We start from the raw sequence: 14,183 nt of genomic DNA on the forward strand, positions 1-14,183 counted from the left end.
AACTCCCGTGAGCCGGGTGCCCGTTGCGATCAGGTGCCCGGCTTGCGGCCGTAGACGAAGACGTCGTCGCCCTTCTTCAGCAGCGACCAGTACTTCTTGGCGGTGGTCTTGGTCATGTTGACGCAGCCGTGCGAGCCCGGCGGGTTCCACATGCTGAGGTTGACCGAGTGGAAGGCCTGGCCGCCGTCGAAGAACTGGCTGTAGGGCATGGGCACGTCGTAGATGTTCGAGACGTGGTCGATGTCGCGCCAGTAGATCTTCTTCAGACCGGTGCGGGTCTCGTAGCCGTTGCGTCCGGTGCGGACCGGGACCGGGCCGTAGACGAGCCTGTTGCCGTCCTGGATCCAGCTGAGCTGGAGGGTGAGGTTGACGCAGGCGATCCGGCCCTTGTTGGTGGGGCACTTGCCGTCCCGGTTCGGGTTGTTCCCGACCGCCTTCTGCTTGTTCATCAGGTTCATCACGCCCCAGGTGACGGAGCCCGCGTAACCGATGTTCGGCGTGATGCCGTGCTTGGTCTGGAAGGCCTTGATGGCCTTGCAGTCGGCGGTGGACTGCTTGCCGTCGACCGGCCGGCCGAGGAACTTCTCCACCTTCTTCTGATAGGGCCCGGCCTGCGTGGTGCAGTTCGTGGCCGCCTGCGCGGGCGCGGTGCCGAGCGCGAGTCCGAGCGGTACGACGAGTCCGGTGATCCCCAGTGCGACGGCGCCCCGTCTGCGTATGTCCCCCATGGTGGGCCCATTCCCCTTCTTGCGGTCCTGCGACCACTTCTCACGGTCCTGCGACCGAGTACATTCCTGCGATCTCATCCACCTAGACCGGTGCCCCGTCCGGTTCGTTGTACGGCTGGGCACGCTGCGACGAAACGGTGACAATCGTCCATCGTCCGATGTCACGGACGGGGTCGGAGCCTCTCCGTGAAACCAGGGCTCACCGCTGTGATGCCGCCGTCGACCACGAGTGAGGTGCCGGTGATCCAGGACGCGTCCCGGGAGGCCAGGAAGGCGACGGCGGAGGCGATGTCGTCGGGCTCGCCGATCCGGCCCAGCGGGTAGAGGGGGCGGATCTCCGCCAGCTCGTCCTCCCGTCCCTCCCAGGCCGAGGTGCGGATCGTCCCCGGCACCACGAGGTTGACGCGCACCCCTCGCGGAGCCGCGTGCCCGGCGAGGGTGCGGGTCAGGGAGGCCAGGCCCGCCTTGCCCGCGCTGTAGCCCTGGTTGCCGAAGTCCACCATGCCGTTCACCGAGCCGATGGAGACGACGGCACCGCGCCCGGAGGCGGCCAGGTGCGGGAGAGCGGCGCGGCAGCAGCGGTAGGTGCCGGTCAGGGTGATGTCGATGTCACTGGCCCACGCCTCGTCCGTTCCGTCCTCCAGGAGCGGCGGGTCGGGCGTGCAGTGGGCCGCGCAGTTGACCAGGACGTCCAGCGAGCCGAAGGCCTCGACGGCATGCGCGACGGCCGCCTCCACGGACGTACGGTCGGCCACGTCGCACTCCAACGCCTCGACGGTGAGCCCCTGTTCGCGCAGCACGTCCGCGGTCTTCGCCGCCTCGGGCCCGTCGACGTCGGTCATCAGGACCCGCGCCCCCTCCCCCGCGAGCCGCCGGGAGATGGCGGCGCCGATGCCTCGGGCCGCGCCGGTGACCAGGACTCCGTACCCCTCGAAGCGCTTCGTGTCAGCCATGGGCCGAACCTACTCCCGAAACGATCAACTGGGCAGATACCGTGCGCCCATGTCAGCGTTCATGCAGCAACTGCCCGCGCTCATAGGTGTGGTGATCGGCGCGCTCGGTTCGTATCTGGCCGTCGTCCGGGGTGATCAGGCGCGGTACCGCCGGGAGCGGGAGGCCCGTTGGGAGGAGCGGCGACTGGCCGTCTACAGCGACTACGCGCGCGTGCTGAAGAAGACGGTCACGCTCACCTACCGCGTGGCCTCGCACCTGGGCAACGACCCGCATCCGCATCCCCTGTCGCCCGAGGAGGCGGCACCGCTGATCGCCGAGGCCGGGCTCGCCCGGGACCCGGCCGGGGAGACGCTGCTCCTGCTGGGCAGTCCGGACGTGGTGGAGAAGGCCCGGGCGTGGGTCGCCACGGTGCTGGCGATGGAGCGGTTCCTGCGCGAGGGCACGCGGGATCCCGAGGCGTGGCAGGCACTGCTGGAGCGGCAGCGGGCCGGACGGCAGGGCTACTACGCGGCCGTGCGCGAGGAGTTGGACCTGGGGCCTGGTCACTCCGCGCGCTGGCCGCTGCCGCAGCTCCCGGCCGCCTGACCTCAGCGGTAGCCGGTCACGTCCGCCGGTTTGCCCGTGTCCTGCACCTCGACGAGGTAGCGCCAGGCGTCCGGGCGGCTGCCGTCCAGGTCGGTGAAGCCGTACTCCTGGGCGAGACCGCCACTGGAGAAGGACTGGCCGTTGCGGCGGGCCACCTCGGGGTCGGTGGCCAGGGCTGTGACGGCGCGACCGACGTAACGCGGGGTCTCGGAGATCGCGAAGTGCGGGGTTGTTTTGAGGGCTTCACGCCAATTGTCCTCCCCGACGCCGTAGTGGCCGAGCATGATCTCCGAGCGCAGCCAGCCCGGGGTGAGGGCGACGGCGGTGGCGCCGCGCGGGCCGAGTTCGTGGCCGAGGGCGAAGGCCATGCGCAGCACGGACGTCTTGGCGAGGTCGTAGAAGAAGGAGACGCGGTAGGTGTCGCGGTTGTACTCCGCGGTGCCGTCGGTGACCTCGACGACGAGTCCGCCGGGGTTGCGCAGGAGGAGGGGCAGGGCGTGGTGGCTGGTGATCGCGTGCGTCTCGACCGCGAGCCGGAGCAGCTTGAGTCCCTTGTCGAGGTCGTGCTCCCAGACGGGGGCGTCCCATGCGAAGAGGTTCTCGGCGCCCCAGATGTCGTTGACGAGGACGTCGAGCCGGCCCTGCTCGTCCGCGATGCGGTCCACGAGGGTGCGGACCTGGGCCGGGTCGAGATGGTCGGTGGGTACGGCGATGCCGTGGCCGCCGGCTTCGGTGACGAGGTCGGCGGTGTCCTCGATGGTCTCGGGGCGGTCGTACTCGGAGCGGCGCTCGCGGGTGCTGCGGCCGGTGACGTAGACCGTGGCACCGGCCACGCCGAGCTCCACGGCGATCCCGCGTCCGGCGCCTCGCGTCGCCCCGGCGACCAGCGCGACCTTGTCCTTCAGCGGCGCCTTGTCCGTCAGCGGTGCCTTGTCCTTCTGCGGCGCGGACATGTCCGACCTCCCGTTTCCCGTCGTGTGTGTGCTTCTACGTCGAGGATCTCGGGAAAGCCGGACATCTTCTGTCGCCTATTGGCGGGTCTTCACCCGGCCGGCCGCAACCTCGCGTCGAGCGCGTCCTCGTCCGCCAGGAACCACACCTGTCCGCCCTGGTTGGTCTCGTGCACGAAGTCGCGCAGGGCGGTGCTCGCGGAGACGTGCCGGGACACGTCTCCGACGATCACCAGGCGCTGGCGGTAGTTCACGAACTTCTGCACGACCGCGCCCGCCACCCCGGACCGCAGCCGGAAGAACTCGTCCGCGACCCGCTCGACGGGCACCGCCACGAGTTCGGCTTCCTGCCCCATCGCGTCGCCGATCAGGTCGAGCGCGGCCTGCTCACCGTCGAGCGGCGGGCCTTCGGCTGCGATGCGCAGGACGCGCACTCCGTGCAGGGTGACGAGCGTGTTGGTGGTCATGTCAGGTGATCGTAATGGCCCACCGGTTCAGTGCCCGCGCGCGATCCACTCCTCCAGGTGCGAGGCCTCGGCGCCGATGGTGGTGCCGTCGCCGTGGCCGGTGAGGACCTTGGTGTCGGGCGGCAGGGTGAGCAGACGGTCACGGATGGAGTCGATGATCGTCGGGAAGTGGGAGTAGGAGCGGCCGGTCGCGCCGGGGCCGCCCTGGAAGAGGGTGTCGCCGGTGAAGACGGTCGCGAGAGCGGGGTCGTAGAGGCAGACCGCGCCCGGTGCGTGCCCGGGGGTGTGGAGCACCCTCAGGCCGGCGCCGGCGGTCTCGATGACCTGGCCGTCGGCGAGGTGCGCGTCGGGGTCCCGGTCGGGGTGGGTCTGCTTCCACAGCGGCAGGTCGTCGGGGTGCAGCCAGATAGGGGCACCCGTGCGGTCGGCCAGGGCGGGCGCGGCGTCGATGTGGTCGTTGTGGGCGTGGGTGCACACGATGGCCACGAGCCGCCGGTCGCCGACGGCTTCGAGGATGGCGTCGGCGTCGTGCGCGGCGTCGATGACGATCGCCTCGTGGTCGTCGCCGACGATCCACACGTTGTTGTCGACGTCCCAGGTGCCGCCGTCGAGCGTGAACTGCCCTGAGGTGACGAGGTGTTCGATGCGCGCGGCCATCACAGCACCACCACCGAACGCAGCACGTCGCCTTGGTGCATCCGCTCGAAGGCCTTCTCCACGTCGGTCAGTTCGATGGTCTCGGTCACGAACGCGCCCAGATCCAGGCGGCCTTGGAGATGGAGATCGATGAGCAGCGGGAAGTCGCGGGAGGGCAGACAGTCCCCGTACCAGGAGGACTTCAGCGCGCCGCCGCGTCCGAAGACGTCCAGCAGCGGCAGTTCGAGCTTCATCTCCGGCGTGGGTACGCCGACCAGCACCACGGTTCCGGCGAGGTCACGGGCGTAGAACGCCTGCTTGTACGTCTCCGGGCGACCGACCGCCTCGATGACGACGTCGGCCCCGAAGCCGCCGGTCAGCTCGCGGATGGCCTCGATCGGGTCCGTCTCCTTGGAGTTGACCGTGTGGGTGGCGCCCATGGTCCGGGCGGTCTCCAGTTTGCGGTCGTCGATGTCCACGGCGATGATCCGCGCGGCCCCGGCCAGGTTCGACCCGGCGATCGCCGCGTCGCCCACGCCGCCGCAGCCGATGACGGCGACCGTGTCGCCCCGGCCGACGTTCCCGGTGTTGATCGCGGCGCCGATGCCGGCCATCACGCCGCAGCCGAGCAGCCCGGCCACCTGCGGGGCGACGGACGGGTCGACCTTGGTGCACTGGCCCGCCGCGACGAGCGTCTTGTCGGCGAAGGCGCCGATGCCCAGGGCCGGGGAGAGCTCGGTGCCGTCGGTGAGGGTCATCTTCTGCTTCGCGTTGTGCGTGTTGAAGCAGTACCAGGGGCGGCCGCGCAGACAGGCCCGGCAGTTCCCGCACACCGCTCGCCAGTTGAGGATCACGAAGTCGCCGGGCGCGACGTCGGTGACGCCTTCGCCGACGGACTCCACGATGCCGGAGGCCTCGTGGCCGAGCAGGAACGGGAAGTCGTCGTTGATCCCGCCCTGCTTGTAGTGCAGGTCGGTGTGACAGACCCCGCAGGCCTGGATCTGTACGACCGCTTCACCCGGGCCGGGATCGGGCACGACGATCGTCTCCAGCCGTACCGGTTCGTCCTTGCCCGGTGCGATCACACCACGTACTTCCTGCGCCATGGTGGGGACCCCTTTCGTCGACCGACATCCGTCCTTTCGACCCTACGTGCAACTGATCAGGAGCGGCACGGTAAGGAACGGCCTCGTTGGGCCGGCTTTTCATGACCCCGGCAAGAATTCGCTATGAATCGTCCCTGCTCGCACCGGGTCTGCGTAGGTTGACAAGCGGAATTCCAGCACGGCTCTCCCCTCGGGAGCCGAACAGCCACTCCCGCAGGAGCGCGGCATGAACAGCACGCCCGGAATCATTCCCGCGACGCCCGCCGAGGACGAGGACCTGCTCCGTGTCTCCGCCGACTTCGGCCACATCATGGACTCCCGTCCCCGCGGTGTCCTCGCGGCCCGGTCCGCCGGCGCCGTCCGCGAGCTCGTCGCCTTCGCCGGCCCGCGGGGCCTCGCGGTGTCCGCGCGCGGCGGCGGCCAGGCCCTGTACGGCGAGAGCCAGGCGGACGACGGTTACGTGGTCGACATGACGCCGCTCGACGCGGTGCGCTGCGTGCCCGGCGAGCGGACGCTGGTCACCGGCGCGGGCGCCCTGTGGCGGGATGTCGTACGGGCCGCCCTCGCCGAGGGTCTCGCGCCGCCGGTGCTGCCCGACCACCTGGGCAGCAGCGTCGGCGGGGTGCTGAGCACCGGCGGCTTCGGCGGCTCCAGCCACCGCTTCGGTCTGGTCGCCGACTGGGTGCGGGAGTTGGAGGTGGTCACCGGCACCGGCGAGTGCGTGGTGTGTTCGCCCGAGGTCGAACCGGAGCTGTTCCACGCCGTCCTGGCCGGGCTCGGCCAGTGCGCGCTGATCGTCCGGGCCACGCTGCGGCTGGTGCCCGCGCCGACCGTGGTGCGCCGCTACCGTCTCCACCACCCCGCCCCCGGCACGTTCTTCGCCGACCAGCGGCGGCTGGCCCGGGACGCCCGCTTCAGCCATGTCGTGGGCGAGGCCCGGCCCGCACTCGACGGCGGCTGGAGGTACGTGATCGAGGCGGTGGCCCCACACGTCGACGAACTCGCCTTCGACGACGGCCTGTTCGTCGGCGACCTGGACCACGAACACGACACGGCGGAGATCGAGGACCTCTCCTACGCGGAGTACCTGTACCGCCTCGACCGCGACGAACGCCTGCTGCGCGCCACCGGCGAATGGCAACGCCCGCACCCATGGCTGACGTTGCTGCTCCCCGAGGAGGCCGCCGTCTCCTTCGTACCGTCGGTACTCGCGGCCACCGCGCAGGAGGGGTTGCGCGACGGCGGAACCGTTCAGCTGCGCCCCCTCACAGGCAGCGCCCTGCACGCCCCGCTGCTGCGCCGCCCGCCCGGCGAACTCCTCTGCCAGCTCTCCCTGATGCGCACGGCACCGCCGGAACGCCCGGACATAGTGGGCGAGTTGATCACCGCGAACCGAACCCTCTACGACCGGGCGAGGACCGTCGGCGGAGTCCTGTACCCGGTCAGCGCACTGCCGATGACCCCCGAGGACTGGCGGGCCCACTACGGCCCGGCCTGGGAGGACTTGGTCCGCGCCAAGGCCCTGCACGACACGAACCGCATCCTGACCAGGGGGTACGGCATGTGGCCGTGACCGCTTACCACCGGGCGGGGCGACAGCCGAGGTGTCCGCCGACGTAGCCTGAATGCTCACCGCCCGTCGAAGGAGCGCAGTGAGCATCGTAGAGACCCGGCCCGACCCGCCCGCCTGGCGGCTGCTCCTCGCCTATGTCCGGCCGCACCGGTGGACGCTGCTCGCGGGCGCCCTGCTCTCGCTGCTCACCGGCGCCACCGGACTGCTCCTGCCGCTGGTGGCCAAGGGGTTGATCGACGACCTCTCGCACGACCGCACCATCACCGGTGCCCTGCTGGCGATGTCCGCGCTCGTGGTGGCCAACGCGGCGCTGGGCGCGCTGGGTTCGTACGTGCTGCGGCGCACCGCCGAGTCGGTGGTGCTCGGCGCGCGGCGCGCCCTGTCGTCGTATCTGCTGCGGTTGCGGATCACGGCCGTCGACCGGAGCGAGCCGGGCGACCTGATGGCCCGGATCACCTCCGACACCACCCTGTTGCGCGAGGTCACCACCGACTCGCTGGTGGGGCTGGGCACGGGCGGGCTGACGCTGGTGGCGACCATCGTGATGATGGGCCTGGTCGATCCGGTGCTGCTCGGGGTCACCCTGGCCGTGGTCGTCTGCGCGGGAACGGTCCTTGGCGTGATCGTCCCGCGCATCAACCGGGCCAGCCGGCAGGCGCAGGACGCGGTCGGGGTGATGGGTGCCTCGCTGGAGCGGATCCTCGGCGCGCTGCGCACGATCAAGGCGTCCGGCGCCGAGGACCGCGAGGAGCGCACCCTGCACGAGGCCGCCGAGGAGTCGTGGCGGCAGAGCGTGCGGGCCGCCAAGTGGACGGCGGCGGCGGGCAACACGGCGGGCCTGGCGATGCAGATCGCCTTCATCACGGTGCTCGCGGTGGGCGGGGCACGGGTCGCGACGGGGGCCATCGACGTCGGCACGCTGGTCGCGTTCCTGCTGTACGTCTTCTATCTGATGCAGCCGATCCAGCAGGTAGTCGGCGCGATCACCCAGTACCAGACGGGCGCCGCGGCCCTCGCCCGCATCCAGGAGGCGCTGAGCCTGCCCGCCGAACCGGCGGCCGAGCCCGCCGCGTTGCCGACCAGCGACGCCGAACCGGCCGCGCTCGCCTTCACGGACGTCCGCTTCCGGTACGCCGACGACCTGCCCTACGTCCACCACGGCGTGACGTTCGCCGTACCGGCCCAGGGCATGACCGCGTTCGTCGGCCCGTCCGGCGCGGGCAAGACGACGGTGTTCTCCCTCATCGAGCGGTTCTACGACCCCGAGTCGGGCACGATCACCCTCGACGGACTCCCCCTGGACGACTGGGAGTTGCCGAGGCTGCGGTCCGCGATCGGGTACGTCGAGCAGGACGCGCCGGTGCTGTCCGGCTCGCTGCGGGACAACCTGCTGCTGGGCAACCCGGAGGCGGACGGCGACGCGCTCACCAAGGTGCTCAAGACGACCCGCCTGGACGGCCTGATCGCCAAGCTGCCCAAGGGAGTTGACACTCTCGTCGGCCACCGGGGCACCAAGCTCTCGGGCGGCGAGAGGCAGCGCGTGGCCATCGCCCGCGCCCTGCTGCGCCGCCCCCGGCTCCTGCTGCTCGACGAGGCCACCTCGCAGCTGGACGCGGTGAACGAGGCCGCGCTGCGCGACACGGTCGCCGATGTCGCCCGTACGACCACGGTGTTGGTCGTCGCGCACCGGCTGTCGACGGTGACGACGGCCGACCGGATCGTGGTGATGGACGCGGGCCGGGTACGGGCCGTGGGCACCCACCGCGAACTGGTGGCCGCCGACCCGCTGTACGCGGAGCTGGCGGCCACGCAGTTCCTGGCGACGGCGGGCTGATTCCTGGGCGTCGATCCCTAGAAGGGGTAGTGCGCCTGCTGGGTGGCGATGGTCACCCAGCGGGTGTTGGAGAACGCCTCGATGCCCCAGCGACCGCCGAAGCGTCCGTACCCGGAAGCCTTCGCACCGCCGAAGGGGGCCTGCGGTTCGTCGGCCACGGACTGGTCGTTGATGTGCACGATGCCGGTCCGGATCCGGCGTGCGACGGCCAGCCCGTGGGTGGCGTTCTCGGTGATGATGCCGCAGGTCAGGCCGTTGTCGGTGTCGTTGGCGGCGGCCACCGCGGTGGCGTCGTCGGCGAAGGTGTCGAGCACGCAGACCGGCCCGAAGGCTTCCGCGTAGTACAGCTCGGCGTCCTTGGGCACCTCGCTCAGCACGGTCGCCGGGTGCACGGCCTCCGCGGGCTCGCCCCCGCCGACGACGACCTTCGCGCCCTTGGCCACGGCGTCCCCGACAAGGCCGGCCACCCGCCGCGCCGCCGACGTGCTCACCAACGGGCCCACCACGGTGTGCGGGTCCGACGGGTCACCGGCCTGCAACGAGGCCACCTTGGCGGCGAACTTGGCGGTGAACTCCTCGGCCAGCGACTCGTGCACGAGGATCCGGTCGCCGGACATGCAGATCTGGCCCGCGTTCATGAACACGCTGAAGGTGACGGCGTCGACCGCGTAGTCCACGTCCGCGTCGGCGAGGACGAGCACGGCGTTCTTGCCGCCCAACTCCAGTACGGCGGGCTTGAGATGACGGGCCGCGTGCTCGCCGATGATGCGGCCGACATTGGTGGAGCCGGTGAAGTTGACGGCCCGCACGCGCTCGTCGGCGATGAGCGCCTCGGCGATCTCGGCCGCGTCCTCAGGGGCGTTGGTGACCACGTTGAGCACGCCGTCGGGCAGCCCGGCCTCGCGCAGCACGTCGGCGACGAGGAATCCGCAGGCGAGCGGCGCGTCCTCGCTGGGCTTGACGACGACCGTGTTGCCGGCCGCGAGGGGCGCCGCGACGGCCCGTACGCCGAGGATCACCGGGGCGTTCCACGGCGCGAACGCGGCCACCACGCCGAGCGGTTCCCGCACGGCGAGCCCGAGCGCGCCCTGCTCCTGGGCGCTGAGCACCTCGCCGCGCGGTGCGGTGATCGCGGCGGCGGCCTCGCGCAGGATGTTCGCGGCCAGGGCCACGTTGAAGTACGCCCAGGGCCGGGTGCCGCCCGCCTCGTGGGCCATCAGCTCGGCGACCTGCTCGCCACGGGCGTCCAGCAGGTCGGCCGCCTTGAGGAAGATCGCCCGCCGGGCGAAGGGCGCCAGCGCCGCCCACTCCTCGAAGGCGGCGTCGGCGGCGTCCACGGCCCGCCGTACGTCCTCCGGGCCGGCGGCGGCCACGGTCGCGTACACCTCGCCGGTGTACGGATTCACATCCTCGGCGGTCCGGCCGGAGGCGGCGGGCACGTCCTTGCCGCCGATGAACAGGTCACGGGTGATGGGCATCGTACGCACCTTTGCGTTCGCCAGGTGAAACTGTATTCACATTCCTGACGAAAGACTGCGATTCGACTCGGGCAATGTCAAGGGCCGCCCGGTGGTCCGGGCGGCCCTCGACTGGGACGTACGACGTTCGGCCGACTACTCCATGCCCTCGAGCAGCCCGGTCACGGGGGCGGCGAGGTCGGTGACCTGGTGCAGCTGGTTGAGGTCGTTGAGCTTGTTCAGCTGCTGCAGCTGGCCGGACGGCCGCGGGATCGCCGACTTGTGCTGCTCCGGGATGTCGCTCACGGTGAGCGAGTCGAGCGTGGCGATGGGGTTGATTTTCCCGGCGTCCGGAGCGGCCGCCTCGGCCGCGCCCGCCATCGGCGCGGCGAGACCGGTGATACCGGCGGCGAGACCGACGGCGGCGACGATACGTCGTGTTGAGATCATGCTTTCAGCAACGCCGCTCGGCGCCCGACGGTCACGGCCCGTGCGCGCTCCTCACCCGTCAGGCCCAGCGCGCGGTTGCGCTTGCCGAGCGTGCCGGGGCGGAGGAGGCTCAAAGGTGAGGTCCTCCGCGGCCCGTTTCCCCGTCGGGCCGCGGCCCTTCAGGGAGGTCACCATGGGCACGGCGGCACGCCCGGCGTTCGACAGCGACACACTGCGCCGGGGCATCGAAGGACACACACCGGAGACGCTTCTGTCTCTCTACGCGGACGACGCGGAACTGCGCGTCGTCAACCGCAACAGTCAGCCCAGCAACCCCACGGTCCTGCACGGCCGGGACGCCATCGGCCGGATGCTGAGCGACGTCTACAGCCGCGACATGACGCACAAGCTGGAGAGGTGCGTGGTCCAGGGCGACAGCGCGGCCTTCAGCGAGTCCTGCCGGTACCCGGACGGGATGCGGGTCCTGTCCGAGTCGATGATCACGTTGCGCGACGGCAGGATCTCCGAACAGACCATGATCGAGGCATGGGACGAGTAGGCGGGAGAACCGCGCGGGTCCAGATCAGCTCGCGGCTGACCTGGACCTTCTCCGTACGGTCCGCGCTGGGCGGGACCAGACGGCGACGCCCGGGCTCCGCGGCGGGCCGGCGCGTGTCCGCCGTCGTTCTCCGGTCGGTCCTGCGGGCTGCCCGGCCGCGTCCGCTCCCTCCCGCACTGCGTGCCACCCGCAGACGTTAGGCTCGTACCGGGCCGTGACTGGCGCTGAGGTGGAGCACCACCGGGGAGCGGCCTCGCAGAGCAACTGCCGTGCGCCTGGGCGATCCCGTCATCCAGCCCAGGAGTGGATCATGTCTCAGGCCCGGCTCATGGAGGGCACCTCCCTCGCCCGGCGCATCGTCGAGGACGCCGCCAAGAAGGCCGCCGACCTCACCGACCGCACGGGCGCCGCACCGTGTCTCGCGACCGTCCTGGTCGGCGAGGACCCCGCCTCCGTCACCTACGTCCGCATGAAGCAGAACCGCTGCCGCAAGGCCGGCATCGAGTCCCGCCACGTGGCCCTGCCCGCGACCACGACCACCGAGGAACTGATCGCCACCCTGCGCGGCCTGTCGGACGACCCCGGTGTGCACGGCATCCTGTTGCAGCACCCGATGGGCGAACACATCGACGAGCGGGCCGCGTTCGAGGCGATCGCGCCCGAGAAGGACGTCGACGGCGTCACCTTCGCCTCCTTCGCGACGATGAGCTTCGGCCTGCCGGGCTTCGTGTCCTGCACACCCGGCGGCATCCTGCGACTGCTCGACGAGTACGAGGTCGACCCGTCCGGCAGGCGTGCCGTGGTCGTCGGCCGCAGCGCGATCCTCGGCAAGCCGGTGGGCATGCTGCTGCTCGCCCGCGACGCGACGGTGACGTACTGCCACTCCCGGACGAAGGACCTGTCGGACGTGGTCCGGGAGGCGGACATCGTGGTCGCCGCCGTGGGCCGGCCGCGGCTGATCCGCGGGGCGGACATCAAGCCCGGCGCCGTCGTGATCGACGCCGGGTACAACCCGGGCAACGTCGGTGACGTCGACTTCGACTCGGCCGCGGAGCGCGCGGGCCTCATCACTCCGGTGCCGGGCGGCGTCGGTCCGATGACGATCGCCACGCTCCTCGAACAGACCGTGGACGCGGCCGCCCGGCAGCTCGGGGCGTGATCAGCGCATCCACGCGCTGTAGTCCGCGACCGCGCCCGCCTTCACCCCGTACTCGGGCACGGCCTTCGTGTAGACGGCCTCCAGGCCGAGGACGACTCCGGTGGACGGGTCCATGATCAGCATGCGGCGGTAGCCGGACCCGTCGTACACGTAGGCCTGTCCACGTCGGCCGAGACGGTCGGTCACCTGACCGACAGGGCGCAGTCCCTCGGCGTCGGCGAGCAGTTCGGCGAGCGCCGTGGACTCGGCCGCGCCGAGCGTCCAGTTGTCGAGCAACACGCCGACCGCGTCAAGGAGTTGCGGGGTGGTCATGGTGCCGTGCGTGTACGTGGCCTCCGTCAGGTAGGCGCGCAGCTTCTCGGGGTCGTGCGGAGGTGGCGACTCGGGCGGGGCGTCGCTCCAACTGGGCGGGTAGGTCTGGCGGTTGATGACGTGGCCGTCCTCGACGAGGTGCGGTTCGCCGTTCGCGTCGCTCAGGACGGGTCGGCCGGGGTGGCGCGGGTCGGTGGCGACCACGAGTTCCGTGTGGCTGCCGTCCGCCTTCCAGCGCACGACGCGCTCCTGCGGGAGGGTGATCGGGGGCTTGTCGTCGCTCATGCCCAGGCTCCAGGACTGGGCGTGCGTGCCCTTGCGCAGCCGGGGCGAGGCGTCGGTCGCGATCGCCCCGGCCAGCTCGGCCAGTTGACGCAGAGGTACGGGGGTGGAGTCGGCCTGGACGACCAGCGGGCGCGGGGCGGCGACCGCGGGGGCGGTGCTCGGGCCGCTGAGCAGCAGGGTCAGCGCGGTCGTGGCGACGACGGCGACTGCCGCGAGGCTCCACAGGAGTCGGGTGCGGCGACGCGCCACGGGGCGTTCGTGCAGCAGCCGGTCGAGGCGGCGCTCGGCGTGGTGGTCGAGGGGGCCGTCACCGTAGTGGGGGCCGTCGACCGGCATGGGGTTGGCGCGGCGCAGAAGGTCGAGGTCGAGGTCGTCAGCCATGGCCGTGTTCCTTGGTCAGGGTGGCGTCGGGACGGATGGCGTCGGGGCAGGCGCGGTCGATCTCGGCTCTGAGCCGGCGCCGGGCCCGGTGCAGCCGCATCGCCGCGGCCCGACGGCCGCAGCCGAGAACGACGGCGACCTCGTCGACGGCCAGTTCCTCCCACGCCGTCAGGCGCAGTACCTCCTGGTCGGCCTCGGAGAGCCGGGCCAGCGCCTCGTGCACCCAGGCGCCCGGAGCATCGGTGTCGGGGCCGGCCACGACCTGCCGGCCGTGCGCGGTCTCGTCGTTGCCCAGTCGCGCGACCAGCCGGCGCCGGCGTCCGTGGCCGCGTACCGCGTTCGCCAGGCAGTTCCGTGCCACCCCGTACAGCCAGGGCAGGGGGGACCCCGGCAGGTCGGTCCGGCGCCGCCAGGCGACCGTGAACACCTCCGCCACCACTTCCTCCACCTCGCTGGTACGCCCGTCCAGTCGCCGCGCGACATAGCGGCTGACCGCCCAGTAGTGCTCGCGATAGGCAGCGGCGAAGAACTCGTCGTTGCTCATGTCCCGTACGTGTCCGGCACTCGCCGAAACGTCACACCCCGATTCCGTGATTCACCTCGCGTTCCCCGAGTGTGACCGGTGGGGCGGCAGCGGACACAGGCGGGGCGTGAAGAACATCCATGTCAAGAGCATCAAGTGGCTGACCACCACGGACCACAAGACCATCGGAACGCTGTATCTCGTCACGTCGTTCGCGTTCTTCCTGATCGGCGGCGTGATGGCGC

At 71.2% G+C, this 14,183-nt stretch carries 16 protein-coding genes and 1 riboswitch; of the genes, 6 read left to right on the top strand and 10 right to left on the bottom strand.

Features of this window, described 5'->3' with window-relative positions; translation table 11 throughout:
- Nucleotides 1-29: 29 nt before the first annotated feature.
- Together ACWD5F_RS08080 and ACWD5F_RS08085 are read right to left on the bottom strand one after the other, a co-directional pair.
- Nucleotides 30-728 carry a L,D-transpeptidase family protein gene (locus tag ACWD5F_RS08080; protein ID WP_451252230.1) on the bottom strand — a complete coding sequence of 233 codons (699 nt, stop codon included), beginning with the start codon at nt 726-728 and terminating at the stop codon, nt 30-32.
- A 161-nt stretch (nt 729-889) separates the two neighbouring features.
- Nucleotides 890-1,681 (bottom strand): SDR family NAD(P)-dependent oxidoreductase, encoded by a 792-nt coding sequence (locus ACWD5F_RS08085; protein WP_451252232.1) that lies wholly within the window; start codon nt 1,679-1,681, stop codon nt 890-892.
- A gap of 49 nt (nt 1,682-1,730) precedes the next feature.
- On the opposite strand from ACWD5F_RS08085, the gene ACWD5F_RS08090 reads away from it, so the two are divergent.
- A complete protein-coding gene (locus ACWD5F_RS08090; RefSeq protein ID WP_451252234.1) occupies nt 1,731-2,267 on the top strand; it encodes a hypothetical protein in 537 nt (178 codons plus the stop codon).
- A gap of 2 nt (nt 2,268-2,269) precedes the next feature.
- Here ACWD5F_RS08090 and ACWD5F_RS08095 read toward each other — a convergent pair whose 3' ends face one another.
- The 4 genes from ACWD5F_RS08095 to ACWD5F_RS08110 form a co-directional block, all read right to left on the bottom strand.
- Nucleotides 2,270-3,220 (bottom strand): SDR family oxidoreductase, encoded by a 951-nt coding sequence (locus ACWD5F_RS08095; protein ID WP_451252236.1) that lies wholly within the window; start codon nt 3,218-3,220, stop codon nt 2,270-2,272.
- An 89-nt stretch (nt 3,221-3,309) separates the two neighbouring features.
- The gene (locus ACWD5F_RS08100; RefSeq protein WP_451252238.1) at nt 3,310-3,684 is read right to left on the bottom strand and encodes a DUF4180 domain-containing protein; all 375 of its coding nucleotides are present in this window, start codon (nt 3,682-3,684) and stop codon (nt 3,310-3,312) included.
- A 27-nt stretch (nt 3,685-3,711) separates the two neighbouring features.
- Nucleotides 3,712-4,341: an MBL fold metallo-hydrolase gene (locus ACWD5F_RS08105; protein WP_451252240.1), complete on the bottom strand. Its 630-nt coding sequence runs from the start codon at nt 4,339-4,341 to the stop codon at nt 3,712-3,714.
- Nucleotides 4,341-5,426, bottom strand: coding sequence for an S-(hydroxymethyl)mycothiol dehydrogenase (locus tag ACWD5F_RS08110; protein WP_123996174.1), 1,086 nt, complete (start codon nt 5,424-5,426; stop codon nt 4,341-4,343). The genes ACWD5F_RS08105 and ACWD5F_RS08110 overlap by 1 nt, the downstream gene beginning before the upstream one ends.
- 226 nt (nt 5,427-5,652) lie before the next feature.
- Here ACWD5F_RS08110 and ACWD5F_RS08115 point away from each other — a divergent pair, with 226 nt between their 5' ends.
- Together ACWD5F_RS08115 and ACWD5F_RS08120 are read left to right on the top strand one after the other, a co-directional pair.
- Complete coding sequence (locus ACWD5F_RS08115; RefSeq protein ID WP_451252242.1) at nt 5,653-6,999, top strand: FAD-binding protein; 1,347 nt, start codon at nt 5,653-5,655, stop codon at nt 6,997-6,999.
- Nucleotides 7,000-7,051: 52 nt separating this feature from the next.
- The gene (locus ACWD5F_RS08120) at nt 7,052-8,833 is read left to right on the top strand and encodes an ABC transporter ATP-binding protein (RefSeq protein WP_451252243.1); all 1,782 of its coding nucleotides are present in this window, start codon (nt 7,052-7,054) and stop codon (nt 8,831-8,833) included.
- Nucleotides 8,834-8,850: 17 nt separating this feature from the next.
- On the opposite strand, the gene ACWD5F_RS08125 is transcribed toward ACWD5F_RS08120, so the two are convergent.
- Together ACWD5F_RS08125 and ACWD5F_RS08130 are read right to left on the bottom strand one after the other, a co-directional pair.
- Entirely contained in the window at nt 8,851-10,311 is a 1,461-nt protein-coding gene (locus ACWD5F_RS08125) for an aldehyde dehydrogenase family protein (RefSeq protein WP_451252245.1), read from the bottom strand.
- Nucleotides 10,312-10,446: 135 nt separating this feature from the next.
- Nucleotides 10,447-10,740, bottom strand: coding sequence for a hypothetical protein (locus ACWD5F_RS08130; RefSeq protein ID WP_123996178.1), 294 nt, complete (start codon nt 10,738-10,740; stop codon nt 10,447-10,449).
- A 172-nt stretch (nt 10,741-10,912) separates the two neighbouring features.
- Here ACWD5F_RS08130 and ACWD5F_RS08135 point away from each other — a divergent pair, with 172 nt between their 5' ends.
- Together ACWD5F_RS08135 and ACWD5F_RS08140 are read left to right on the top strand one after the other, a co-directional pair.
- Entirely contained in the window at nt 10,913-11,278 is a 366-nt protein-coding gene (locus tag ACWD5F_RS08135; protein WP_451252248.1) for a nuclear transport factor 2 family protein, read from the top strand.
- 204 nt (nt 11,279-11,482) lie between these two features.
- Nucleotides 11,483-11,566: riboswitch (ZMP/ZTP riboswitch) on the top strand.
- A gap of 22 nt (nt 11,567-11,588) precedes the next feature.
- Entirely contained in the window at nt 11,589-12,437 is an 849-nt protein-coding gene (locus ACWD5F_RS08140) for a bifunctional 5,10-methylenetetrahydrofolate dehydrogenase/5,10-methenyltetrahydrofolate cyclohydrolase (protein WP_451252250.1), read from the top strand.
- Here ACWD5F_RS08140 and ACWD5F_RS08145 read toward each other — a convergent pair whose 3' ends face one another.
- Together ACWD5F_RS08145 and ACWD5F_RS08150 are read right to left on the bottom strand one after the other, a co-directional pair.
- Nucleotides 12,438-13,415: a CU044_5270 family protein gene (locus ACWD5F_RS08145; protein ID WP_451252252.1), complete on the bottom strand. Its 978-nt coding sequence runs from the start codon at nt 13,413-13,415 to the stop codon at nt 12,438-12,440.
- Nucleotides 13,408-13,959 carry an RNA polymerase sigma factor gene (locus ACWD5F_RS08150; protein ID WP_451252254.1) on the bottom strand — a complete coding sequence of 184 codons (552 nt, stop codon included), beginning with the start codon at nt 13,957-13,959 and terminating at the stop codon, nt 13,408-13,410. The genes ACWD5F_RS08145 and ACWD5F_RS08150 overlap by 8 nt, the downstream gene beginning before the upstream one ends.
- Here ACWD5F_RS08150 and ACWD5F_RS08155 point away from each other — a divergent pair.
- On the top strand, nt 13,958-14,183 hold a 226-nt coding region (locus ACWD5F_RS08155; protein WP_451252256.1), incomplete at its 3' end, for a hypothetical protein. The two genes, ACWD5F_RS08150 and ACWD5F_RS08155, sit on opposite strands and share 2 nt — an antisense overlap.

It is taken from the genome of Streptomyces sp. NPDC002499, assembly GCF_053595415.1.